Below are 22502 nucleotides of genomic sequence, written 5' to 3' on the forward strand. Positions count from 1 at the left end.
TCAATGAGCTTCTCCGATCTGACGCCTGAAGAGATTCAGGCCTGCCTTAAAGTCCTCAACACCATCCACGTCTACGACGAGGAGCACCCGGACTACGTCTCGGTACGCCGTGCCACGGGCAAAATGTTCAAGGCCGTCAAACGGCACCGGCGCGTGACCAAGCGTGACCTGATCGCGGAATCAGACCGCGCCGTCATTGCACAGACGGCGACGGCCGCGCCGGACCGGATCGACGACGAGACCCGCGGCAATAAGCTCGCCCCCTCGGCCACCGGCAAGGTTGCCGGCCACCTGATCAGATCCAGGCCCTGCTACATCTGCAAGCGGCACTACACGCAGGTGGACGCCTTCTACCACCAGCTCTGCCCGGAATGCGCGGCGTTCAGCCACACCAAGCGCGACGCCCGGACGGACCTGACCGGACGCCGTGCCCTGCTCACAGGCGGCCGAGCGAAGATCGGCATGTACATCGCGCTGCGGCTGTTGCGCGACGGCGCCCACACCACGATCACCACACGCTTCCCGAAGGATGCCGCCCGACGCTTCGCCGCCATGGAGGACAGCGCCGACTGGCTGCACCGGCTGAAGATCGTGGGCATCGACCTCCGCGACCCCTCGCAGGTCATGGCCCTCACCGACTCGGTGAGCGCCGCAGGCCCGCTGGACATCATCATCAATAATGCTGCGCAGACCGTGCGCCGCACGGGCAACGCCTACAAGCCGCTCGTTGACGCTGAGGACGAGCCTTTGCCCGCGGCCCTCGAACCCGCCAACGGAGGACCCGAGCTGGTCACCTTCGGCCACGCCCACGACAAACACCCCCTGGCCCTCGCAAGCAGCGTAACCGAGCATCCGGTCCTTGCGGGTGACGCCATCACCTCGCTGGCCCTGTCCACCGGTTCGGCGTCGCTGGAACGCATCGCGTCCGGAACCGCCATCGACGCGGGCGGGCTGGTGCCTGACCTCGCCACGATCAACAGCTGGACCCAGGTGGTGGACGAGGTGGACCCGCTGGAAATGCTCGAGGTCCAGCTGTGCAACGTCACCGCGCCGTTCCTCCTTGTCAGCAGGCTTCGGGATGCCATGAAGCGCTCGACGGCCCGGCGGAAGTACATCGTGAACGTGTCCGCCATGGAAGGGCAGTTCTCCCGCGCGTACAAAGGCCCGGGCCACCCGCACACCAACATGGCCAAGGCGGCGCTGAACATGATGACCCGCACCAGCGCGCAGGAAATGCTGGACACCGACGGCATCCTCATGACGGCTGTTGACACCGGCTGGATCACCGACGAACGCCCGCATTACACTAAGGTCCGGCTGATGGAGGAAGGCTTCCACGCACCCCTGGACCTCGTGGACGGCGCGGCCAGGGTCTACGATCCGATCGTCATGGGCGAAACCGGCGAGGACCAGTACGGCGTCTTCCTCAAGGACTACAAGCCGAGCCCCTGGTAACAGGCCGTCCTCCGGGTCATGCCTCCACGTGTGCGGCCGCGGGCCGTACGATGTGTCCATGGATACTGCACCGCACGACGGAAAGCTCACCTTCGACGACTGCTGGGAGCTGCTGGCCTCGGCCACTGTCGGCAGACTGGCCCTCATCGTGGACGGTCATCCGGAAATCTTCCCGGTCAACTTCGTTATTGAGCGCCGCAGCATCGTGTTCCGCACCGCCAGCGGGACGAAGCTGTGGGGCTCCATGAAGGAGGAGCCCGCCGCCTTCGAGATTGACGGCTACGACCCCCAGACCGAAGAGGCCTGGAGCGTTGTGGCGAGGGGCGGCACCGTAGCAGTGGAGGACCCCGCCGAGCGCGCTGCAGCGGACGCCCTGGGCCTGGAGCCGTGGCAGCCCGGAACCAAATCCCACTACGTGCGGCTGTTGCCGAAAGTCCTGACCGGCCGGCGGTTCAAGGTCAACGCCCCGGATGTCTGGAACACCCGGCTCGGCGACCAGCGCAGAGCGTCCTTTGAGTAGCCTCGCCCCATCCCGGCGGCCGCACGAATTGCCGGCGGCGGTTGGTGGCCCCTGCGGCCCTGCGGGAGGCGACGCACTGGCAAGGCTCTCGGAGCGGGCGTAGGCTCTGGTCCATGAGTAATGTGCAGCCCGCCGCAGCGGCCAACGAACCCCTGGAACACCTGGAATCCAGCCAGTGCTGGGACCTTCTCCGGCAGGTTTCGGTTGGCCGGCTGGCCGTATGGGTGGAGGATCATCCGGATATCTTCCCGCTCAATTACGCGGTGGACCACGGCACCCTAGTGTTCCGGACTGCTGTGGGAACCAAACTTGGGGGCGCCCTCGGCGATATTCCCGTGGCGTTGGAAGCGGACGGCGTTGATGCCGCCACCGGGATGGCCTGGAGCGTGGTGGTCAAAGGCAAAGCCGCCGCCGTCACCGGCATTGAGGGAGTCCTGGAAACCGCGTCCCTCTACCTTTTCCCGTGGCAGGGCGGGCAGAAGGACCACTTCGTCCGGATCACTCCCGATTCGGTGACCGGCAGGCGGTTCAAGGTGACACCACCGCTCACATGGTGGACGCAGCTCAGCGGCGCCGTCAGGTCTTCCCCCGAGTAGGCGCCGCCGGCAACAAAAGGCGTCAGGCCAGCCGGGTGATTACCACGCTCACGCTGAGCGTGGAGCCGCCGCCGCCGGACAGGATGCCCTTAAGGGGCGCCACGTCCCGGTAATCCCGGCCGCGTGCCACCGTGACGTGGAAGTCCCCGGCAGGCTTGTGGTTCGTGGGATCCCAGCTCCGCCACTCCCCGTCCCACCATTCCAGCCACGCGTGGGACTGGCCGGCCACCGGCTCGCCGATATCCGCCGTGGACCGCGGGTGAAGGTAACCGGAGACGTACCGTGCCGGGATGCCGCAGCTGCGCAGCGACCCGATGGCCAGGTGCGCCAGGTCCTGGCACACCCCCTGCCGCTGGCTCCAGGCCTCCTCGGCGTTGGTGGTGACGCCGGTGGTGCCCTTCATGTAGGTCATCTCGCCGCGCATCCACTCAAAAATTGCCATGGCGGCCTCGTGCGGGTTCTTGTCCGCCACGACGCCGGGGATGATGTCGAGCACTTCCTCCCCCGGGCCGGTCAGCTGGGACTGCGGAACCCAGTCGCTGAACTGGTTGAGCGTCTCGGGCGAGGTGATGACGTCCCAGCCCGCTATGTCCGCTTCTGACGGAATCCGGACGGAGCGGTGGACCTCGACAGTGGTGGTTGCCAGAACTTCCAGGTGCTCATGCGGCATCTGCATGTCGAACGCGGTGACCCGGGTGCCCCAGTAGTCGCGGTAGCTGCTGACCGCCGCCTGGGACGGGGACACCTTCATGGATGACTCCAGCACCACCTGCTGGGGATCCGTCAGCGGCGTCATGCGTGCCTCGTTATAGGACAGCGTGACGCGCTTGTTGTAGTTGTAGCCGGTCTTGTGAACGATGCTCAGCCGGGTCATGAAACTTCTCCCACCCAGGCCAGTTCGTCCGCCTGATTGAAGTACTTACGGGAAATGGCGTCCGAGGCCTGCGAAACCGCCTTCTGCACGCGCTCCATGTGCTCCGGAAGCTCCGACATCAGGTCATCCGTCCGGTGGAACTCGAGGAACGTGCGGGCCTGGCCCACGATCCGGCGGGCGTCGTTGATGAAGCCGACGCGCTGGGCCGAGGGATCCAGCTTCGCCAGGCACTCGTCGGCGTCGCGCAGGGCGTAGACGATGGAGCGCGGGAAGAGCCGGTCCAGCAGCAGGAACTCGGCCGCGTGCTGGTCGCCGAAGGCCGCGCGGCGGGTCCGCAGGAAGGACTCGTAGGCGCCGGCGCAGCGCAGCATGTTCACCCAGGACATGCCCGCGGACAGGACGTCTCGGGTGGAGAGCATGCGGGCCGTCATGTCGGCGCGCTCCAGGGAGCGGCCCAGCGCCAGGAACAGCCAGCTGTCATCGTGGCTGACGGTGGTGTCCGCCAGGCCGCTGACCATGGCGGTCCGTTCCAGGACCCAATGGCAGAAGCGGTAAGTGCCCACCACGTCCTTGCGGTGCTGGTTCAGCCCGTAGTACGTCGTGTTCAGGCTCTCCCACAGGCCTGACGAGACGGTCTCGCGGGCACGCCGGGCGTTCTCCCGGGCAGCACCGAGCGAACCGGCGATGGACGTGGCGCTGTGCTTGTCATAGGCGAGGGCGTGCAGCAGCTCCTCGAGGCCGAAGTCCTCGCTCTGCGGGCGCGCCCCCATGACCGCCAGCAGTTCGCGGGCCACGCTGCGCCGCTCCTCGGTGGGCAGGTGGTTCAGCCGTTCGAGGTGGACATCGAGGATGCGGGCTGTGCCATCTGCCCGTTCAACGTAGCGGCCGATCCAGAAAAGGGACTCGGCGATTCGGCTAAGCATGTGCGGCTACCTCCTGCGCGAGCATGGTGGTGGATGTGGGCATGAAAACTGGAGGCGTCACTGCTGCTGCTCCGACTGGCGGTCGCGCCAGTTGCTCTCGACCGGCCACACGGACACGCGCTCCCGGACGGTGACGGACTGCCGCGGCAGCCGCTCTACCGGCACCTGCGGGGAATCCGCGAGCACCCAGGTGTCCTTGGACCCGCCGCCCTGGCTGGAGTTCACGATCAGCGAGCCCTCCTTCAGCGCAACGCGGGTCAGTCCGCCGGGAAGGACCCAGACGTCGTCGCCGTCGTTGACCGCGAACGGCCGGAGGTCAACGTGCCGGGGGCCGAACTTGTCTCCGCTGAGCGTGGGCACGGTGGACAGCTGCAGAACCGGCTGGGCGATCCAGCCGCGGGGGTCGGCGATGACCCGCTTGCGCAGGGCCTCCAGCTCGTCTTTGGAGGCGTCCGGACCGATGACGAGGCCCTTGCCGCCGGAGCCGTCCACGGGCTTGACGACGAGTTCGGCGAGGCGGTCCAGGACGTGTTCGCGGGCTTCCTTTTCCTCCAGCCGGAAGGTGTCCACGTTGGCTATGACGGGTTCTTCGCCGAGATAGTAGCGGATCAGGTCCGGTACGTAGCTGTAGACCAGCTTGTCATCCGCCACGCCGTTGCCCACGGCGTTGGCGATGGTCACGCCGCCGGCGCGCGCAGCGTTGACCAGGCCCGGGCAGCCCAGCATGGAATCGGCGCGGAACTGCAGCGGGTCCAGGAAGTCGTCGTCGATCCGCTTGTAGATCACGTCGACGCGCTGTTCACCGGCGGTGGTGCGCATGTAGACCCGGTTGCCGCGGCAGATGAGGTCGCGGCCCTCGACGAGTTCGACGCCCATCAGGCCGGCGAGCAGTGTGTGCTCAAAGTACGCGCTATTGAAGACACCGGGGGTCAGCACCACCACAGTGGGGTCGTCGACGCCGGACGGCGCCGTTTTCCGCAGCGCGGACAGGAGCCTGCGCGGGTACTCTTCGACCGGCCGGATGAGCTGCTGGCCGAAGGCTTCGGGGAGGCCCTTGGCCATGGCACGCCGGTTCTCCAGCACGTAGCTGACACCGGACGGCACTCGCACGTTGTCCTCCAGCACCCTGAAGGTGCCGGCTGCGTCGCGAACGACGTCGATTCCCGAAATGTGCACGCGCACGCCGCCGGCCGGTTCGAAGCCGTGCACGGCGCGGTGGAAGTGTGCGCTGGTGGTGACCAGCTGCCTGGGGATCACGCCGTCGGAAACTACCGTCATCTTGCCGTAGACGTCATTAAGGAACGCTTCGAGGGCCCGCACGCGCTGCGCCACCCCGCGCTCCAGGACGTCCCACTCGTCGGCGGGGATCACCCGCGGCACGATGTCGAGCGGGAACGGGCGCTCCTCCCCCGCGAAATCGAAGGTCACGCCACGGTCCAGGAACGTCCGTGCCATCGAGTCCGCCCGGGCGCTCACGTCAGCCAGTGACAGCTCGCGCAGGGCAATCGCGACCTGCCCGTAGGACTTGCGGGCCACTTGCCCAGGGGCAAACATCTCGTCGTAGGCGCCGGTGCGGCCGGCCGCCTCGGAGTAATCCTGGAATAGGTCAGACATGGTCATAAGCCAACCACCTTTTTGTTGCGAATTCATTACCGGACCCGTCCGTGGCGTGTTGGAGGGGTCCTCCCGGTTGGTCTTTTGCCGCCGGTGTCCGGCATGGTTGGGACGTGCCAGACTTTCGATTCCCGACGCCGATGCGGCGGCAGCTGCGCGGGGTGATGCATGAGAACTTTACCCGCATTCTGCCGGGACTGCTGACGGCCCTCGTGGCCCTGGCACTCGCCTTCGCCCTCCACGCCGGCGTCCCGGCCCTGCCTGCCATGACCCTGGCCGTGGTCCTGGGGCTGCTGGCCGCCAATCTGCCGTTTACGGCCGTTTGGGCGGCCGGGCGGGCACGGCCAGGACTGGATTTCGCCGGCAAGCACCTCATGCGCGGCGGCATCGTCCTGCTGGGGCTCAAGGTCGGCATCACCGACGTCCTGGGCCTCGGCTGGGGGTCACTGCTGCTGATTACGGCGGTGGTGCTGGCCAGCTTCGCAGGGACCTACGGCATTTCCCGGCTGTTCCGGCTTCCGCGGGAGGCCTCCCTGCTCATTGCCACGGGATTCTCGATCTGCGGTGCGTCTGCGATCGGGGCCATGGCCGCTGTGCGGCGTATCCGGCATGCCGATACCGTCCTGCCGGTGGCCCTTGTGACGCTGTGCGGCACGCTGGCCATCGGTGCCCTGCCGCTGCTGGTCCATCCGCTGAACCTCAGCGCCGAGGTCTTCGGCGCGTGGACCGGCGCGTCTGTGCACGACGTGGGACAGGTGGTGGCTACAGCGCAGACCGCCGGGCCGGCGGCGCTGGGCCTCGCCGTCGTTGTTAAGCTGACGCGCGTGATCCTGCTGGCGCCCATGGCGGCCGCCGCGGGACTGCAGCTGTCTCTTATACACATCTAGATGTGTATAAGAGACAGCGCTCGGCGGTGTCTCTTATACACATCTAGATGTGTATAAGAGACAGGGGAGCGGCGGGTCAGCCTTCCGCGGCAGCCGGGACCGAGGCCGAGGCGCTGCCGCCCGTGGTGCCGTTGTTCGTCGTCGGTTTCGTGGCGATGGTAGCGCTCCGGTCCACGGGCTGGCTCACTGCCGGCTGGCTCGACGCGGCGGCCGGACTGCAGGACCTTCTACTGGGAGCCGCGCTTTTCGGGCTGGGATCCGCGGTCCGCATCCGCACCCTGCTCCACACCGGGCTGCGTGCGCTGCTGGCTGCCCTCGTGGCATGGCTCCTGATCGCGGTCCTCGGCCTGGGAGCCGCGCTGCTCATGATTCAATAGCTGAGTGTCGAATGAGAACCTCAAGCGCAATGAAGCGGCAGCACGGTCGTCCCTGATTTCCACGCACAGCTACGACGTCTCCCTCGACGTCCGCAACGCGGCGGATCCCGACGTCTCCGGCTACCCCAGCCGAAGCACCATCACTTTTTCGGCGAGCCAGCCCGGCGCCTCGACCTTCCTGGATTTCATATGCCGGGACGTCAGCAGCGTGGTCCTTAACGGCACGGAACTGGCGGTCTCCGACGTCGTTGACGGTTCCCGGATCCGGCTGGACGACCTCCGGGCCGAGAACGAGGTGACCGTCACCGGGACGGCCCTCTACAGCAGTTCCGGCGAGGGCATGCACCGCTTCTTCGACCCGGCCGACGGCCAGTGCTACCTGTACACGCAGTACGAGCCCGCCGACGCCCGCCGCGTGTTCGCGAACTTCGAGCAGCCGGACCTCAAAGCGCGGTTCACCTTCCACGTCACCGCCCCTTCCGGCTGGGAGGTCGCTTCCAACGGTGCCGTGTCGGGGCGGTTCGCGCTGGCCGATGACGCCGCCGCCAGCCGGTGGGAGTTCGCCCCGACCCTGCCCGTGTCCACCTACATCACCACCGTCCTGGCAGGCCCGTACTTCAAGGCCGCCGACCACTGGGGCAAAGCGCTCGACGACGGCACGCGGCTGGACGTGCCCCTAGCCCTTTACTGCCGGGCGTCCATGGCGGCGTCGTTCGACACCGCCGAGCTGTTCAACCTCACCAAACAGGGGCTCGACTTCTTCAACGGCCTCTTCGACTTCCCGTATCCGTGGGGAAAGTATGACCAGGCCTTCGTGCCGGAATACAACCTGGGCGCCATGGAGAACCCCGGCCTGGTCACCTTCACGGAGAACTACGTCTTCACCTCACGGGCAGCCGACTCGCAGTACCAAGGCCGCGCCAATACGCTCATGCACGAGATGGCGCACATGTGGTTCGGCGACCTCGTCACGATGCAGTGGTGGGATGACCTGTGGCTCAAGGAATCCTTCGCCGATTACATGGGAACTCTCGGGGTGGACCGCGCCACGGCCTGGGACACGGCCTGGGTCAACTTCGCAAACAACCGCAAGGCCTGGGCGTACGTCCAGGACCAGCTGCCCACCACCCACCCGATCGTCGCCGACATCCCCGACCTCGAGGCCGCCAAACAGAACTTCGACGGCATCACCTACGCCAAGGGCGCGTCGGTGCTCAAGCAGCTCGTGGCGTACGTCGGCTTCGATGCCTTCGTGGCGGGATCCCGGCAGTACTTCAGGGACCACCAGTACGGCAACACCACCTTGGCGGAGCTGCTCGGCGCCCTCAGCGCATCGTCCGGGCGGGACCTTGCCGTGTGGGCGCGGCAGTGGCTGCAGACGTCCGGGATTTCGACGCTGAGCGTCGAGCTGGAGGCCCGTGACGGTGTGCTGGACAGGGTCACCCTGCTGCAGGACGCCCCGGACCCCGCGTCCGGCCGGCAGGAGCTGCGCCCGCACCGCCTGCGGATCGGGCTGTACAACTTTGACGCCGACGGCATGCTGGTCCGCACGGGGTCGGTGGAGACGGACCTGTCCGGGGCAGCGGAGGAAGTTCCGGGGCTGGCAGGCATGGCCCGGCCGGCCCTGCTGCTGGTCAACGACGAGGACCTGAGCTACGCCAAGGTCCGGCTGGATCCCGGTTCGGAGGCAACGGTCCGGGCCTCGCTGGACCGGATCAGCAACCCCATGGCCCGTGCCCTGTGTTGGACCGCCCTGTGGAATTCGGCCAGGGACGGCGTCACGCCGGCGGTCCGCTACGTGGAGGCCGTCCGCCGCTTTGCCCCGTCCGAGACGGGTATCGGCGTGCTGCTGAACGTCCTCGGGAACGCCTCCACCGCCCTGGAACACTATGTGCCGGCTGACGAGCGTGACGAGGTGCGCGCCGCATTCGTGGCCGCGGCGGCCACGGAGCTGCGCAGGGCCGCGCCCGGCTCCGACCAGCAGCTGGCATGGGCCAGGACGCTCGCCACGCTCAGCCGCACGGACGCCGGCCAGCTGGACCTGCTCCGCGGCATGCTGGACGGCACGGCCGCCGTGCCCGGCCTCGCCGTCGACGCGGAACTCCGGTGGAGCCTGTGGCACGCGCTGGCGGCCCACGGCATGGCTGGCGAAGCCGAACTGGACGCCGAGCTGGCGCGGGACACCACTGCGTCGGGCCGCGCCGGCCACGCCACGGCACTCGCGGCGAGGCCGGACGCCGCTGTCAAGGCGGCCGCCTGGGACGCGGCGGTCCGGAGCACGGAACTGTCCAACCAGCTGCTCAGCGCCACCATCGCCGGCTTCAACACCGGCGCCGAGGAGCTGCTCGATCCCTTCGTGGAACCGTATTTCAGTTGCCTGGAAACGGTGTGGGCGGAACGGAGCATCGAGATCGCCAGCCGGATTGTCCGCGGGCTCTACCCCGCGTCCCGTGATCTGGCCCGGGCTGACGGTTCCCCGGAAGACCACCCGGTGATCGCCCGCACGGACGCCTGGCTGGCGGCCCGCCCGGACGCGCCGCGGGCGCTGTCTCTTATACACATCTAGATGTGTATAAGAGACAGCACCTGCACCGCGCGCTCACGGCGCAGGCCGCGTCCCTCGCCGGCCTGCCCAGCTAAACCGGAACGCCTACGGCACGCGGTAGAGCCACTCGTGGGTACCGAACTTGGACGCCACCCGTTGCCGGGCGGTTTCCAGTTCCGCGCCGGTGAGCTCCGACGGCGTGGCACCGTACCTGCCGGAGAACACGTCCATCATGGCGGCGACGATCTCTGTCCGGGCCAGGCCGGTCTGTCGCCGCAGCGGATCAACCCGCTTCTTGGCGCTGGCCGTCCCCTTGTCCGAGAGTTTTTCCTTCCCGATCCGGAGCACTTCCACCATCTTGTCGGCGTCGATGTCGTAGCTCATGGTGACGTGGTGAAGCATGCCTCCGTTGGCCAGCCGCTTCTGCGCGGCGCCGCCGATCTTCCCCTGATCGGTGGCGATGTCATTGAGCGGCACGTAGAAGGCGTTGATGCCGAGCTGCTTCAGCGCTGCCATCACCCAGGCGTCCAGGAACGCGTAGGAGTCCGCGAAGCTGATGCCGTCCACAAGGGTCTGCGGCAGGTACAAGGAGTAGGTGATGCAGTTGCCCGCCTCCATGAACATCGCTCCCCCGCCGCTGATGCGCCGGACCACAGTGATCCCGTGCCGGGCCACGCCGTCGGGGTCCACCTCGTTGCGGACCGACTGGAAGCTGCCGATCACCACGGACGGCTCCTCCCAGTCCCAGAAGCGCAGGGTGGGGTTGCGGCGGCCTGCGCCGACTTCTTCGGTGAGCACCTCGTCCAGCGCCACGTTCATGTGAGTCGGCAGGACGGTGGGCGCAATGATGTTCCAGTGATGGTCGCTCCAGTGGGTTGCCTTGGACAGCGCCCTGCGCACCGCCACGGCCACCGCCTCCGCGGAGAAGCCGAAGAGCACGGCCTCCGCCGGAAGCGACGCCACCACGGCGGCGGCGATCTCGGCCGCCGTCGAGCTTTCCGGGAGTCCCTCGAGCGCGGAGTTGATGTCCAGCAGCGCCTCATCGGGTTCGAGGAAGAAGTCGCCGCTCAGGGAGACGTCGGCGAAGGCGCCGTCGGCGACGTCGAGATCCACGACGACGAGCTTGCCGCCGGGGACCTTGTACTCGCCGTGCAGGCGCGGGGCGTCAGAGTCGGTTGCGTTCAGCGGCGTGCCAGTCATGAGTTCCATCCTGCCCCACGAACGCAAAAAGCCCGCACCGTTGCCGGTGCGGGCTTTTCCAGAGAACCTTGGGGAGAAGTAAGTTACTTCTTGCCGCCGAAGCCCTTGAAGCGAGCGTTGAAGCGCTCGACGCGGCCTGCAGAGTCCATGATGCGCTGCTTGCCCGTGTAGAACGGGTGGGACTCGGAGGAGATTTCGACGTCGATGACCGGGTAGGTGTTGCCGTCTTCCCACTCGATGGTCTTCTTGGAAGACACGGTGGACTTGGTCAGGAACTTGACGCCGGAAGCCAGGTCGTTGAAAACAACAGCTTCGTACTTCGGGTGGATATCAGACTTCATAGTGGGACCTTTGTTCACAGCGCTGGATTTTGCCAGCTGCCAGGTATGAATGGGATGGCCGCGGTCCGCATCAAGAGCAAGCAAAAGACGCTGGGCGGCCAGCTATCAATAATAGCGGATCCGCGGGCGCGTGACGAACACCGTCACGTCCGCGGCCGAAGCTCCCAGAATGCCACGGCCGACGCCGCCGCCACATTGAGCGAGTCAACTCCGGCGCGCATCGGGATCTTCACGGCGAGGTCGACGGCGGCAAGGGTCTCCGCGCTCATGCCGGCACCTTCGGTCCCCAGTACCAGCGCGAGCCTCTCCGGATTCCGCGCGGCCAGGTCGTCGAGGTCCACGGCGTCTCCGGTGAGCTCCATTGCCGCCACAGTGAATCCCTGGTCCCGGAGGACGGCAAGGTCCGCCGGCCAGGACTCCAGCCGCGCCCATGGCACCTGGAACACCGTGCCCATGCTGACGCGGACGCTGCGCCGGTACAGCGGATCACCGCAGCGCGGCGACACGAGGACGGCGTCGACGCCGAGGGCTGCCGCCGAGCGGAAGATGGCCCCGACGTTGGTGTGATCCACGATGTCTTCAAGCACCGCCACCCTGCGGGCCCCGGCCAGCAGCTCGGGAAGCGGAACCGGCGCGGGCCGGTGCATGGCGGCCATGGCCCCGCGGTGCAGGTGAAAGCCGGTGATCTCCTCGAGCAGGCCGGCGCCCCCGATGTAGGCGGGCACGTCCGGATACAGCTCAAAAATGTCGGCCAGATCCGCGAGCCACTTTTCGGCGAGGAAGAACGACCGCGGCCGGTGGCCGGCCGCCAGCGCCCGCCGGAGGACCCGGGAGGATTCCGCAATGTACATGCCCTCGGCCGGTTCCCGGAGCTTCCGCAGGTGGACGTCGGTCAGCTGCGTGTAGTCGGAAACCCGGGGATCGTCAGCGGATTCGAGATAGTGGAAAGTCACCGGCCGATTATTTCAGCAGATTAGCGATCATGAAGCCGAGCGCCACCAGCCCGAGGGCGAAGATGACGCCCCGCAGCACCGGCGGCGACAGCCTGCGGCCCACCTTGGAGCCCGCGAGGCCGCCAATGAGCGAGCTGACGGCGATGATGGCCACCACGGTCCAGTTGATCCGGTCGAACGCGAACATCAGGTAGGACATCGCCGCAATGAGGTTGACCCCGAGCACCAGGATGTTCTTCATGGCATTGGCGTTCTGGATGGTGCCGGTCATGAAGATGCCGAGAATGCCTACGAGCAGAATCCCCTGGGCGGCAACAAAGTAGCCGCCGTAGACGCCGGCCAGGAAGACGAGGATCACGAGGAGCACGCTGTGGTGCTTGTCCCGGAGCGCATGCTCCGGGTTCTCTTCGCGGTTGCGCACCCAGCGCTGCAGCCGCGGCTGAAAGACCACCATGAGCAGGGCAAGGACAATCAGCACCGGCGCGGCGTAGTGGAACACTTTTTCGGGAAGGTGGAGAAGCAGCCACGCACCGGATATGCCGCCGAGGAGCGAAGCCGGGAGCAGCCGCAGGAGTTGCCGACCGCGGCCTTTCAGCTCCCGGCGGTATCCCCAGGCTCCCGCCGCGCCTCCCGCCACGAGGCCCATGGCGTTGCTCATGGACGCTGTGACGGGTGCGAGCCCCAGAGCGATCAGCACCGGGAAAGTGACGAGCGTGCCCGATCCGACAACGCTGTTGATGGTGCCGGCCCAGAGGCCGGCGATGAACACAAGTATGCCGCTGAAAAACTCCACGCTGTGCCGGCCGCCCTGTCAGCGGCTGGCGGTTGCCGTGTATCGGCCGGAATTGACGGACACGTCGAGCGGCAGGCCGAAGGTCTCGCTGAGGTTGCCGGAGGTGAGGACCTCGCCCACCGGCCCGGCGGCCACGACGCCGCCGTCGCGCATGAGCATTGCGTGCGTGAAGCCGGGCGGGACTTCCTCAAGGTGGTGCGTCACCAGCACGATCGCGGGAGCGGTGTCGTCCATGGCCAGCTGGCTGAGCCGGTGCACGAGGTCTTCCCGGCCGCCAAGGTCAAGCCCGGCTGCGGGCTCGTCCAGGAGGAGCAGTTCGGGGTCCGTCATGAGCGCCCTGGCGATCTGGACGCGCTTGCGCTCACCCTCGGACAGCGAGGCGAACGGGCGGTTCAGCAGCGGACCCATGCCCCATTCATTTAGCAGGGCAAAGGCCCGGCGTTCGTCGTCCTTCTCGTAGCCTTCGCGCCAGCGGCCGGTCACGCCGTAGGCCGCGGTGACGACGACGTTGAGGACCTTCTCGTGCTCGGGGATCTGGTTGGCGAGTGCCGCAGAGGAGAGCCCGATCCGCGGGCGCAGTTCGAAGACGTCCACGGAGCCGAGGATTTCCTCCAGGATGCCTGCCATGCCGCTCGTGGGATGGAGCCTGGCGGCGGCGATCTGAAGCAGTGTGGTCTTGCCGGCGCCGTTGGGTCCGAGGATTACCCACCGCTCGCCTTCCTTGACCTGCCAGTCAACCTTGCTCAGGAGCGTTTTGGCTCCGCGGACAACGCTGACGGCGGCCATTTCAAGAACATCACTCATAGAAGTAGACACTAGGACAAAACGCGGTGCGACTGATAACTGAAACGGTTGTCCCCGCCGGTGCGTCGGCCGTACGCCTGCGGACCGGCCCTGGACCGGACCCGGCCCGGGGCCGGTCCGCGAAACGAATTCGGGCGGCACCGCTGCGCTGGCTAAGATTGCAGCCATGAGTTCGAACGTGACCGCGGTCAGCTACGGCGTGCAATTGTCCCCCTCGGAACCGGAAAGCCTTCGGTCCCTGCTGGCCGGTTCCGGTGCGACATTCGGAGCCGCCTCGAGCAGCGGCGACGGCCGCTATGACGTCTGCACCGTTGATTTCTCGGTGCCGTCCGGATCTGCGGCCGATATCGCCGGGCTGCGGCACCGCGTCGCCGCGGCGAAAGAGGACGCAGGACGGGCCGGCGTTGACACTGCCATCGTGCCGGCCGAGCTGCGCCAGGCCGGACGCAAGTTCCTCATCATGGACGTGGACTCCACCCTGATCCAGCAGGAGGTCATCGAGCTGCTCGCCGCCTATGCCGGAAAGCGCGATGAAGTGGCTGCCGTCACGGAAGCCGCCATGCGCGGTGAGTTGGACTTCGCCCAGAGCCTTCACGCGCGGGTGGCGGTCCTCGCGGGGCTGCCGGCCGCCGTCGTCGATTCCGTCCGGGCAGAAGTGAAGCTCAGCGAGGGAGCGGCGGAGCTGGTGGCGGCGTTCAAGGCTGCCGGCCATGTTGTGGCCGTGGTGTCAGGCGGTTTCAACCAGATCCTGCGCCCCATCGCCGAGGATCTTGGCCTGGACTACTGGATCGCCAACGAGCTCGAAATTGTCGACGGCGCGCTGACCGGCAAGGTGCTCGGTGCCGTGATCGACCGCGCCGCGAAGGAGAAGTACCTGCGCGAGTGGGCCGCTGCCGAAGGCGTGGCCATGGAGCACACCATTGCCGTGGGCGACGGCGCCAACGACCTCGACATGCTCGGTGCCGCCGGAATCGGCGTGGCGTTCAACGCCAAGCCCGCGGTGCGCGCGGTGGCCGACGCCGCCGTGAATATGCCGTACCTCGACGCCGTGCGGCACATCGCCGGCGTCTGAGCAGCAGCCGGCGCAGGCGGCGGCTGCTTCGCGCCTGACTGAACCGCGCCCGGCATAATGACCGGGTCGGTTCAGCAGGCCCGGTTCAGCCGGCCGGCGGGGTGAACTGGCTCGCGGTGAATACCGCTCCGCCAGGATCACGGATCAGGACGGTGCGTGTCCACTCGGTGTCGTCCTGCCGCAGGACGCGGCCGCCCAGGCGCTCGACGTCCCTGGCCGTGCGGTCCCGGTCGGCGACCGTGAACGTCACGTGCCACAGCGGCCGCTCGCCGGGGGCAGCGGGGACGAGCCAGGCGACCGCGTCCTCGAATCCTCGGGGTACGGCGTCGCCCGACTGGCGGACCCTGATGTTGGGGTCGACGGTGGCCTCCAGGTGGTCACCATAACCGGGGCGGCGGATCATCGTTCCGAAGTCGAGGGTGTCGAACTGCCAGTCGAATGCCTTGGCGTAGAAGGCGGCCGCTGCGTCCATATTGGCCGTGTGGAGGTCACTGAAGTTCCATCCGCCCGGCAGGTTGACCGCCTGCGCCCCGAGCCGTTCCCGGGCCTGCCAGATGCGGAACTCGGCGCCTTCGGGGTCGGCCAGCACCGCCTGGATCCCTCCTGAGCCGGCATCGGCGGGAGCGGACTTCAGGGTGGCGCCGACCGATAGCAGGTGGCGCGCGGCAGCATCCGCGTCGTCGACGGCGACGTACGTGTGCCACGCGGGGACGCCGGTTCCCGGGCCGGCGATCGCGCCGGCTTCCTGGCCGTCAAGCCGGGCTATCACGTACCTGCCGGCGGTGCCGGGCGGGGCGCCGTCCTCGAACTCCCACCCGAAGAGCCCGCCGTAGAAGTCCATGGCGGCCGCCACGTCGGGCTGCTGGGTGTCAACCCAGCACGGAACACCTGACGGATAGCTCCGGCTGATTGCCTCTGGTTGCTGTTCCATGCATAAAACCGTAAACGGCCCTGCGTGACGTGACAACGCCTGGGACGTGGGCGGTGCCCCGTCGACGGCAAGAGCTCCGGACAGCAATACTGCCCGGAGCTCTTGGTGAGGAGTGCCGTCGCCCGGGCAACGGCCTCTACGGGATCCGGGGAATCTCTACTCGGCGCTCTTGCCGAAATAGTCGGCGCCGCCGGCGTACTCCGTGTGGCCGGACTCGACGTCGGCGGTGGCCATGCTGGCGACCACTTCAGCGAACTCCGCCACGGAATACAGCTTGCCGGCTTCGGCGCGGCGGGCCTCGATGGCGCCCGGGTTGGAACGGTCCAGCAGTGTCGCGGTGACGGTGCCCTCGATCATGTCGCCGGACACGACCACCAGCGAGACCCCCTTGTCCGCCAGGCTCGGCAGGAGCTCGCGGAGCGCGTCCTCGCCCGCACGCTTGCTGCGGGCCACGGGCTCGTACTCCGGCATGGTGGGCACCGAGTTGATGAAGTGAGCCTGGTGGCTGGTAACGAACACCACGCGGGAGCCCGCCTTCATGAGGGGCACCGCGGCGTTGAGCATGTTGACCTGCGCGTCCCGGTTCAGCTTGAGGGCATATCCCTCTTCCATGCCCGACTCCATGCCGCCCGATGCGTTGAGCACCAGCACGTCCAGTGACCCGAAGTTCTCCATGGCGGCGCTCGCCAGGGCCTGCACACCCTCAACCGTGGTCAGGTCGGCGCCGACCGCTACTGCGCGGCCGCCCGCAGCCTCGACGTCGGACACCACTTTGTTGGCGCGCGGCGCCTTCTGGCGGTAGTTGACGACGACGGCGGCACCCTCGCCAGCGAGGATCTTGGCCACTTCGGCGCCGATTCCGCGCGAGGATCCGGTCACGATGGCGGTCTTGTTGTCCAGCAGTCCCATATGAGCTCCTTTGTTCCAAACGTCTAAATCACTGAAGGTCTGAAGTCCATCATGCCAGCGGAGGTGCCCGATCCGCTTGTCGGATCGCGACAAAGAAGGTGGGGGCAGCTAGTTTCCGCGGGGCCGGTTGGCTACCCGAACAGGCGCGGCGCCGGCTCCCGCCATGACAGGTCAGGTACCTAGCGGCTGTTGCGCTCCAGGACCGCACCGACAATCCGTGCCCCTTCCGCGAACGCCCCCGGGTTTGGCCCGGCGTAGTTGAGCCGGATGAAGGGCCCTGCGGGTTCGGCCGGGAACCAATCAGTGCCGGCAGCGATGATCACCCCCGCGGTTTCGCAGTCGCGGACGAGCCGTTCGAGGTCGGTCCCGTCGGGCAGGCGCGCCCAGAGGTTCAGCCCTCCCTTGGGCACGTGGGTGATGTGGGCCTGCGGCACGTGCTCCCGCAGGCTGGTGACCAGGAGGTCCCGGCGCGCCTGAAGCTGAAGGCGGAGGCCGCGCAGGTGCGTCTGCCAGCCGGGCTGGGTGACGACGTCGAGCGCTGCCGTCTGGAGGAGGCCGCTGACATACATCGTCTCGGCACCGCGGTCGGCCAGAATACGCTCGCGGGCCGGGCCGCGGGCGATGACGGCGGCGATGCGGATGGCCGGGGAAACGCTCTTGGTCAGCGACCGAAGGTAGACAACATGGCCGGAATCATCGTGGGCAGCCACGGGAACCGGGGTGGTGGTGATGCCAAAGTCATGCGCCCAGTCGTCCTCAACCAGGAAAGCTCCGTTCCTGCGGACGACGTCCAGGACTTCTTCGCCCCGGCCCGGCGCCCATTGCGCTCCGGTGGGGTTTGCATAGTTCGGCTGCGCGTAGAACATCCGGGCGCCGGTCTCTTCGAAGGCCCGGGACAGCTCCTGCGGATCGGGACCGTCGGAACCGCTGGGAACCGGAACGACACGCACACCGGCCTGGGAGGCCGCCAGGATGGCTCCCCAGTAGGTCGGCGACTCCATGAGCAGCGACTGCCCCCGGCCGGCGAGTGCGCTGAAAATGGAGCTCAGCCCGCTTTGGCTTCCCGGCAGCACAATGACGTCGCTCGGTGCGGGCGGGGTGACCCCGACCGGGGTCGCGGCGCCGAGTTCGTGCGCGAACCAGGACTGCAGCTCCGGCATCCCTGCCGCGGGTGGACGGGACAAGGCAGCGTCGCCGCGGGCGGCCGGGTGAGCGCGGCCCGCACCAGGCGCTCCGGCAGGAGTTCGCGGTCCGGGTAGCCGGAGTGGAAGGCGATGACGTCGTTCGGTGCGCTCCGCATCGCGGCTGAGGCATTGCGAAGAGGTGCCTGCGGCGAGCCCAGCGCCGCAGTCTGCCAGCCGTAGTCGGACGGGCGCGCGGTCCGCACGGCCCGGACGAAGGTACCGACGCCGGGCCGGCTCTCGATCAGGCCCTGCGTTGTCAGGGTCTGCAGGGCCTTTTGCACCGTGACGGGGCTGGCCTGGTACTCGGCAACCAGCGACCGCGTGGACGGCAGCCGGGCTCCGGGGGCGGCCCCGGCGATCCACTCCCGCAGTCGCATCGCAATCCTCGAACTGCTATCGTTACTCATGAGAGACAAGAGTAGCGCTACTATCCTTATTCGGCCAGTGATACCGGAGCGGCAGTCCAGCGGCGTCTGGTGGGGCCTCCTCGGAGTAGCGGCCTTCTCGTTCACCGTTCCGTTCACGCGGGTGGCCGTCGCCAACATGTCCCCGTTGTTCATCGGATCCGCCCGTGCACTCCTGGCGGCTGCCCTGGCCGTCTTCGCCCTCGCACTCACCCGGCAGCGTTTTCCCCGGGGTGCGCAATGGGCGCGGTTCGCAGTGGTGGCCGGCGGGATCGTCGTAGGCTTCCCGCTGCTCACGTCCTATGCGCTCGCCACAGCTCCTGCCAGCCACGGCGCCGTCGTCATTGCCCTGCTCCCGGCCGCGACCGCAACCGCCGCCGTTCTCCGCGGGCGCGAGCGTCCGAGGCGGGCTTTCTGGATTGCGACGGTAGTCGGCGCCCTGGCAGCGATCATCTTTGCCTTCGCGCAGTCAGGTGGCCTGGGGCACCTGCACTGGGCGGACCTGCTGCTCCTCGGCGCGGTCGCGGCGGCCGCCGTCGGATACGCCGAAGGGGGCCTGCTCGCACGCGAACTCGGCGCCTGGCAGACCGTGTCCTGGGCGCTCGTGATCGCATCGCCGCTGATGGCGTCCCTGACGGCACTCTCCATCGCGCAGCAGCCGCCGTCCGGCACGCCGGTGCAGTGGGCCGCCCTTGCCTACCTGGGCATCGTCAGCGCGTTTCTCGGGTTCTTTGCCTGGTACCGCGGCCTCGCCATCGGCCCTATGGCCCAGGTGAGCCAGATCCAGCTGGTCCAGCCCGTCCTGAGCATCTGCTGGGCCGGACTCCTGCTGGGCGAGGCCCTGACCTGGAGCACCATTGCCGGCGGCCTGGCGGTCATCCTCTGTGCCGGCGCCGCGGTCCGCGTGCGGCTAAGCCCGCAGACCACGCAGCCCAATCCCTGACGCTCCCCCACCACGAGAATTCTTCATCCAGGATAAGGACATCCCATGTACACACCAGAGCACTTTGCAGTCCACCCCGATGCAGTCCAGGAGCGCCTTGCGAGGCCTGCGGCGGCCAACCTGGTGACCGCAACCCCGCAAGGAATCCTCGCCACGATGCTGCCCTTCGTCTACGACCCCTCGATCGGCGAACACGGCGCGCTGCTCGGACACCTTGCCCGCAACAACCCTCAGTGGTCTGAACCTGTGATCGGCGAAGCACTCGTCATCATTCAGGGCGGCGATGCCTACATTTCACCGTCGTGGTACGCGTCGAAGGCAGCGCACGGACGGGTGGTGCCGACCTGGAACTACTCCACCGCGCACGTTTACGGAAAGCTCGCCGTTCATGACGACGCCGACTGGCTCAACCGGCAGGTACGGCGCCTGACCGACCTCCACGAAGCAGGCTCCGAGCAGCCGTGGACCGTGGACGACGCACCGGAGCGCTACATTTCGGGCCAGCTGCGCGCCATCGTGGGCGTCGAACTGCTCATCACCCGGATCGAGGCAAAGAAGAAACTCAGCCAGAACCGGCCCGACGCCGACGTCGACGGCGTGGTGGCAGGACTTGCCGCCCGGGGGCATGCGGAGGTTGCCGCCGACGTGGCGCGGGCAAGGCAGGAAAAGTCAGCGGCGGTTAGTGGCCCATGCCCAGTCCGCCATCGACCGGAATGACCGCACCGGAGATGTAGGCGGCCTCGTCGCTGGAGATCCAGCGCACCACGTTGGCCACCTCGGAGGCATCGGCGAAGCGCCCGGCGGGCACCTTGGAGAGGTAGTCCTTCTGCGTGGCTTCCGGGAGCTCGGCGGTCATGTCGGTGTTGATGAAGCCCGGAGCCACCACGTTGGCAGTGATGCCGCGCGAGCCCAGTTCACGCGTGAGGGACCGCGCGATGCCGACGAGCCCGGCTTTGGAGGCCGAGTAGTTGATCTGCCCCGGGGCGCCGTAGAGGCCGGAGACGGAGGAAATGAGGACCACGCGGCCCTTGCGCAGCCGGATCATGCCCTTGGAGGCCCGCTTGATCACGCGGAACGCTCCAGTGAGGTTCGTGTCGATCACCGAGGTGAAGTCGTCCTCGCTCATGCGCAGCAGGAGGGTGTCCTTGGTGATGCCCGCATTGGCCACCAGCACCTCGACGGGACCGTGGGCGGCTTCAACTTCTGCGAACGCGGCGTCAACGGATGCCTCGTCGGTGACGTCGGCCTTGACCCCCAGGATGCCTTCCGGCAGCTGCGATTCGCTCCGGTAGGTCACGGCCACCTTGTCGCCGTTGGCCAGGAAGGCCTCCGCGATGGCCAGTCCGATGCCGCGGTTGCCGCCGGTGATGAGGACGCTTCGGGCCGTGGTTGCTGCTTCAGACATGAGTGCTCCGGGTTTCCGCGAAGCCTGGCTCCGCTGTGGTGGCTGGATTTTTACTGCCTCCGATCTTAGCCCCCGTTTGGGAGGCTCCCCCGGATGGTGAGAGAATTGGGGTAGCAATTGGAGCGTGATGAGACAGCCGTGACACCTGAACACCAGCCCGGACAGCCGATGCCCGAGAAGCGTGACGCCGCATCCGGTCATCCGGAGGTACACAGCATCACGGACGCGGCTGCAGCGCATTCCGAAGACATGCGGGAGCGGATGATCAAGTACGCGGTGGCCATGGGAATCCGCATGGTCTGCCTGGTTCTGATCTTCGTGGTGGATGGCTGGTTCAAGCTCGTTGCTGTGGCCGGGGCCCTCTTCCTGCCGTGGATTGCCGTGGTGATCGCCAACGGCTCCGACAAAGCCGAGATCCACAGCGACTCCCTGCTCGACTACGCTCCGTACGCTGAACTGGAAGCAGCCGATGGCCAATGGGCCGGGGAAGCGGAGGGCTCCGGGTATCCGGAAGACCCGCCGGCGGTGCTGCAGGGCGAACTGATCAGCGATGAAGACGACGACGACCGGGGACAGAAAGCTTCATGAACCTTTTTAACCTCGGCGGCGGAACCGGCGAGACTGCCGGGCCGGCGTCCGCGGCTATGTGCTCACGCAAGGCCTGCCGGGCCGAAGCGTCATGGCAGCTGCTCTGGAACAACCCGAAGATCCACACGCCGGAGCGCCGCAAGGTCTGGCTCGCGTGCGGGGAGCACAGGGAATGGCTGGAGGACTATCTCCAGACGCGGGGACTCTGGAAGGACACCGTCCCGCTTGAGCCCACACCGGCGACCGGCGGGAACGGCTGAATGTACCGCTTTCTGTTCTCCAGCAAATGGCTGGGGTATCTCCTGATGGCCGCGATTTTTGCCGCGGGTTGTGTCTTTTTGGGCCGCTGGCAGATGGACCGGCGCGCCGAAACGCTCGCCGAGATCCAGCGCGTCACCTCCAATTATTCGGCCACGCCCATCAGCTTCACCGACGCCAGGAACGACTTCCGGCAGCTTGATCCGGACCGTGAATGGGCGCAGGTGGAGCTCCGGGGCAGCTACGACATATCGGGGCAGCGGATTGTGCGTAACCGTCCGCTCAACGGGCAGCCGGGCTACGAAGTGGTGGTGCCGTTCAGGCTCGTCTCGGGCGAAACCGTGGTGGTTGACCGCGGCTGGCTGCCGATCGGAAACAACAACCCGGGGCGCCCGGATTCCATTCCGGCCCCGCCTGCCGGGCAGGTCACCGCCGTTGTCCGGCTGAAGCACGGCGAACCCGCGCTGCAGCGCGGCGCTCCCGACGGGCAGCTCGCCTCCATCGACCTGTCGGCGTATTCCGCGCAGCTGGGCTACCCGCTCCTGACGGGAGCTTACGGGCAGCTCGCCTCCGAGACACCGCCCGTGGCGGACATGCCGCAGGCGTTCCCGATGCCGTCGGTTGAGGAGGGGACGCACCTGTCCTACTCGCTCCAGTGGTTCGCCTTCGGCATCCTGATGTTTGTGGGGTTCGGCTACGCCGCCCGCCAGCAGGCCCGGAACGCCGTCATCGACGCCGAGGACGCCGTCATCGACGCCGAGGACGCCGTCATCGACGCCGAGGACGCCGAAGCAGCGGGCGGCGCCGTCGGTTCGGCCTCCGGCGCCAATGCGGGGGCCCGCCGTCGTCCGCCGGCACCGCGGAAGCGCAAGCACCCCACGGCGGAAGAAGAGGAAGACGCGATCCTGGATGCCCAGGGCTACTGA

At 67.5% G+C, this 22502-nt stretch carries 21 protein-coding genes and 3 pseudogenes; 12 read left to right on the forward strand and 12 right to left on the reverse strand.

Features of this window, described 5'->3' with window-relative positions; genetic code table 11:
- The first annotated feature begins 3 nt into the window (after window positions 1-3).
- From B1A87_RS07860 to B1A87_RS07870, 3 genes are all read left to right on the forward strand, one after another.
- On the forward strand, window positions 4-1455 hold the full coding sequence (locus tag B1A87_RS07860) for an SDR family NAD(P)-dependent oxidoreductase (protein ID WP_078029408.1): 1452 nt from the start codon (window positions 4-6) through the stop codon (window positions 1453-1455).
- A 58-nt stretch (window positions 1456-1513) separates the two neighbouring features.
- On the forward strand, window positions 1514-1975 hold the full coding sequence (locus B1A87_RS07865) for a pyridoxamine 5'-phosphate oxidase family protein (RefSeq protein WP_078029407.1): 462 nt from the start codon (window positions 1514-1516) through the stop codon (window positions 1973-1975).
- 113 nt (window positions 1976-2088) lie between these two features.
- Window positions 2089-2571: a pyridoxamine 5'-phosphate oxidase family protein gene (locus tag B1A87_RS07870; RefSeq protein WP_078029406.1), complete on the forward strand. Its 483-nt coding sequence runs from the start codon at window positions 2089-2091 to the stop codon at window positions 2569-2571.
- A gap of 22 nt (window positions 2572-2593) precedes the next feature.
- Here the strand turns inward: B1A87_RS07870 and B1A87_RS07875 are convergent, their stop codons facing one another.
- Genes B1A87_RS07875 through B1A87_RS07885 form a run of 3 tightly spaced genes read right to left on the reverse strand, consistent with a single transcriptional unit; the run spans window position 2594 to window position 5982 of the window.
- On the reverse strand, window positions 2594-3445 hold the full coding sequence (locus B1A87_RS07875; protein ID WP_078029405.1) for a transglutaminase family protein: 852 nt from the start codon (window positions 3443-3445) through the stop codon (window positions 2594-2596).
- Entirely contained in the window at window positions 3442-4368 is a 927-nt protein-coding gene (locus B1A87_RS07880; protein WP_056627162.1) for an alpha-E domain-containing protein, read from the reverse strand. Before B1A87_RS07880 ends, B1A87_RS07875 begins: the two co-directional genes overlap by 4 nt.
- A gap of 57 nt (window positions 4369-4425) precedes the next feature.
- The gene (locus tag B1A87_RS07885; protein WP_078029588.1) at window positions 4426-5982 is read right to left on the reverse strand and encodes a circularly permuted type 2 ATP-grasp protein; all 1557 of its coding nucleotides are present in this window, start codon (window positions 5980-5982) and stop codon (window positions 4426-4428) included.
- 113 nt (window positions 5983-6095) lie between these two features.
- Between B1A87_RS07885 and B1A87_RS07890 the strand changes: the two genes are divergently transcribed.
- From B1A87_RS07890 to pepN, 3 genes and pseudogenes are all read left to right on the forward strand, one after another.
- On the forward strand, window positions 6096-6869 hold the full coding sequence (locus B1A87_RS07890; RefSeq protein ID WP_395940229.1) for a YeiH family protein: 774 nt from the start codon (window positions 6096-6098) through the stop codon (window positions 6867-6869).
- 113 nt (window positions 6870-6982) lie between these two features.
- Window positions 6983-7246 (forward strand): annotated as a pseudogene (locus B1A87_RS24940) (putative sulfate exporter family transporter); the annotation flags it as partial.
- Window positions 7247-7250: 4 nt separating this feature from the next.
- A pseudogene (pepN, locus tag B1A87_RS07895) lies at window positions 7251-9886 on the forward strand (aminopeptidase N).
- 10 nt (window positions 9887-9896) lie between these two features.
- Here the strand turns inward: pepN and B1A87_RS07900 are convergent.
- The 5 genes from B1A87_RS07900 to B1A87_RS07920 form a co-directional block, all read right to left on the reverse strand.
- Window positions 9897-10991 carry a biotin/lipoate A/B protein ligase family protein gene (locus B1A87_RS07900; protein ID WP_185982283.1) on the reverse strand — a complete coding sequence of 365 codons (1095 nt, stop codon included), beginning with the start codon at window positions 10989-10991 and terminating at the stop codon, window positions 9897-9899.
- 83 nt (window positions 10992-11074) lie between these two features.
- Window positions 11075-11332 (reverse strand): type B 50S ribosomal protein L31, encoded by a 258-nt coding sequence (locus B1A87_RS07905; RefSeq protein WP_028267311.1) that lies wholly within the window; start codon window positions 11330-11332, stop codon window positions 11075-11077.
- A 143-nt stretch (window positions 11333-11475) separates the two neighbouring features.
- On the reverse strand, window positions 11476-12285 hold the full coding sequence (locus tag B1A87_RS07910) for an RNA methyltransferase (protein ID WP_078029402.1): 810 nt from the start codon (window positions 12283-12285) through the stop codon (window positions 11476-11478).
- A gap of 7 nt (window positions 12286-12292) precedes the next feature.
- A complete protein-coding gene (locus tag B1A87_RS07915; RefSeq protein ID WP_078029401.1) occupies window positions 12293-13078 on the reverse strand; it encodes a sulfite exporter TauE/SafE family protein in 786 nt (261 codons plus the stop codon).
- Between the two features lie 18 nt (window positions 13079-13096).
- A complete protein-coding gene (locus B1A87_RS07920; RefSeq protein WP_078029400.1) occupies window positions 13097-13882 on the reverse strand; it encodes an ABC transporter ATP-binding protein in 786 nt (261 codons plus the stop codon).
- Between the two features lie 166 nt (window positions 13883-14048).
- Here B1A87_RS07920 and serB point away from each other — a divergent pair, with 166 nt between their 5' ends.
- Complete coding sequence (gene serB / locus B1A87_RS07925) at window positions 14049-14954, forward strand: phosphoserine phosphatase SerB (protein ID WP_078029399.1); 906 nt, start codon at window positions 14049-14051, stop codon at window positions 14952-14954.
- 85 nt (window positions 14955-15039) lie between these two features.
- On the opposite strand, the gene B1A87_RS07930 is transcribed toward serB, so the two are convergent.
- The 3 genes and pseudogenes from B1A87_RS07930 to B1A87_RS07940 all read right to left on the reverse strand — a co-directional run bounded on the left by B1A87_RS07930 (window position 15040) and on the right by B1A87_RS07940 (window position 18385).
- The gene (locus tag B1A87_RS07930; RefSeq protein ID WP_078029398.1) at window positions 15040-15885 is read right to left on the reverse strand and encodes a VOC family protein; all 846 of its coding nucleotides are present in this window, start codon (window positions 15883-15885) and stop codon (window positions 15040-15042) included.
- Window positions 15886-16041: 156 nt separating this feature from the next.
- Window positions 16042-16794 carry an SDR family oxidoreductase gene (locus B1A87_RS07935; RefSeq protein ID WP_078029397.1) on the reverse strand — a complete coding sequence of 251 codons (753 nt, stop codon included), beginning with the start codon at window positions 16792-16794 and terminating at the stop codon, window positions 16042-16044.
- 179 nt (window positions 16795-16973) lie between these two features.
- A pseudogene (locus B1A87_RS07940) lies at window positions 16974-18385 on the reverse strand (PLP-dependent aminotransferase family protein).
- On the opposite strand from B1A87_RS07940, the gene B1A87_RS07945 reads away from it, so the two are divergent.
- A complete protein-coding gene (locus B1A87_RS07945) occupies window positions 18384-19325 on the forward strand; it encodes a DMT family transporter (protein ID WP_078029395.1) in 942 nt (313 codons plus the stop codon). The pseudogene B1A87_RS07940 and the gene B1A87_RS07945 overlap by 2 nt on opposite strands.
- A gap of 45 nt (window positions 19326-19370) precedes the next feature.
- Window positions 19371-20042, forward strand: coding sequence for an FMN-binding negative transcriptional regulator (locus tag B1A87_RS07950; protein ID WP_078029394.1), 672 nt, complete (start codon window positions 19371-19373; stop codon window positions 20040-20042).
- On the opposite strand, the gene fabG is transcribed toward B1A87_RS07950, so the two are convergent.
- Window positions 20005-20730, reverse strand: a complete 726-nt coding sequence (fabG, locus tag B1A87_RS07955; protein ID WP_078029393.1) for a 3-oxoacyl-ACP reductase FabG — start codon at window positions 20728-20730, stop codon at window positions 20005-20007. The two genes, B1A87_RS07950 and fabG, sit on opposite strands and share 38 nt — an antisense overlap.
- Before the next feature lie 138 nt (window positions 20731-20868).
- On the opposite strand from fabG, the gene B1A87_RS07960 reads away from it, so the two are divergent.
- Genes B1A87_RS07960 through B1A87_RS07970 form a run of 3 tightly spaced genes read left to right on the forward strand, consistent with a single transcriptional unit; the run spans window position 20869 to window position 22502 of the window.
- On the forward strand, window positions 20869-21318 hold the full coding sequence (locus B1A87_RS07960; protein WP_347033071.1) for a DUF3099 domain-containing protein: 450 nt from the start codon (window positions 20869-20871) through the stop codon (window positions 21316-21318).
- Entirely contained in the window at window positions 21315-21578 is a 264-nt protein-coding gene (locus tag B1A87_RS07965) for a hypothetical protein (RefSeq protein WP_078029391.1), read from the forward strand. The genes B1A87_RS07960 and B1A87_RS07965 overlap by 4 nt, the downstream gene beginning before the upstream one ends.
- Window positions 21579-22502 (forward strand): SURF1 family protein, encoded by a 924-nt coding sequence (locus tag B1A87_RS07970; protein WP_078029390.1) that lies wholly within the window; start codon window positions 21579-21581, stop codon window positions 22500-22502.

It is taken from the genome of Arthrobacter sp. KBS0703 (genome assembly GCF_002008315.2).
Classification (GTDB): Bacteria; Actinomycetota; Actinomycetes; order Actinomycetales; family Micrococcaceae; genus Arthrobacter.

Excerpts from the sequence above, each read along its gene's own strand:
- B1A87_RS07860 (WP_078029408.1), top strand. The coding sequence starts at position 4 with ATGAGCTTCTCCGATCTGACGCCTGAAGAGATTCAGGCCTGCCTTAAA.
- B1A87_RS07865 (WP_078029407.1), top strand. The coding sequence starts at position 1,514 with ATGGATACTGCACCGCACGACGGAAAGCTCACCTTCGACGACTGCTGG.
- B1A87_RS07870 (WP_078029406.1), top strand. The coding sequence starts at position 2,089 with ATGAGTAATGTGCAGCCCGCCGCAGCGGCCAACGAACCCCTGGAACAC.
- B1A87_RS07875 (WP_078029405.1), bottom strand. The coding sequence starts at position 3,445 with ATGACCCGGCTGAGCATCGTTCACAAGACCGGCTACAACTACAACAAG.
- B1A87_RS07880 (WP_056627162.1), bottom strand. The coding sequence starts at position 4,368 with ATGCTTAGCCGAATCGCCGAGTCCCTTTTCTGGATCGGCCGCTACGTT.
- B1A87_RS07885 (WP_078029588.1), bottom strand. The coding sequence starts at position 5,982 with ATGTCTGACCTATTCCAGGATTACTCCGAGGCGGCCGGCCGCACCGGC.
- B1A87_RS07900 (WP_185982283.1), bottom strand. The coding sequence starts at position 10,991 with ATGACTGGCACGCCGCTGAACGCAACCGACTCTGACGCCCCGCGCCTG.
- B1A87_RS07905 (WP_028267311.1), bottom strand. The coding sequence starts at position 11,332 with ATGAAGTCTGATATCCACCCGAAGTACGAAGCTGTTGTTTTCAACGAC.
- B1A87_RS07920 (WP_078029400.1), bottom strand. The coding sequence starts at position 13,882 with ATGAGTGATGTTCTTGAAATGGCCGCCGTCAGCGTTGTCCGCGGAGCC.
- serB (WP_078029399.1), top strand. The coding sequence starts at position 14,049 with ATGAGTTCGAACGTGACCGCGGTCAGCTACGGCGTGCAATTGTCCCCC.
- B1A87_RS07930 (WP_078029398.1), bottom strand. The coding sequence starts at position 15,885 with ATGGAACAGCAACCAGAGGCAATCAGCCGGAGCTATCCGTCAGGTGTT.
- B1A87_RS07935 (WP_078029397.1), bottom strand. The coding sequence starts at position 16,794 with ATGGGACTGCTGGACAACAAGACCGCCATCGTGACCGGATCCTCGCGC.
- B1A87_RS07945 (WP_078029395.1), top strand. The coding sequence starts at position 18,384 with ATGAGAGACAAGAGTAGCGCTACTATCCTTATTCGGCCAGTGATACCG.
- B1A87_RS07950 (WP_078029394.1), top strand. The coding sequence starts at position 19,371 with ATGTACACACCAGAGCACTTTGCAGTCCACCCCGATGCAGTCCAGGAG.
- fabG (WP_078029393.1), bottom strand. The coding sequence starts at position 20,730 with ATGTCTGAAGCAGCAACCACGGCCCGAAGCGTCCTCATCACCGGCGGC.
- B1A87_RS07965 (WP_078029391.1), top strand. The coding sequence starts at position 21,315 with ATGAACCTTTTTAACCTCGGCGGCGGAACCGGCGAGACTGCCGGGCCG.
- B1A87_RS07970 (WP_078029390.1), top strand. The coding sequence starts at position 21,579 with ATGTACCGCTTTCTGTTCTCCAGCAAATGGCTGGGGTATCTCCTGATG.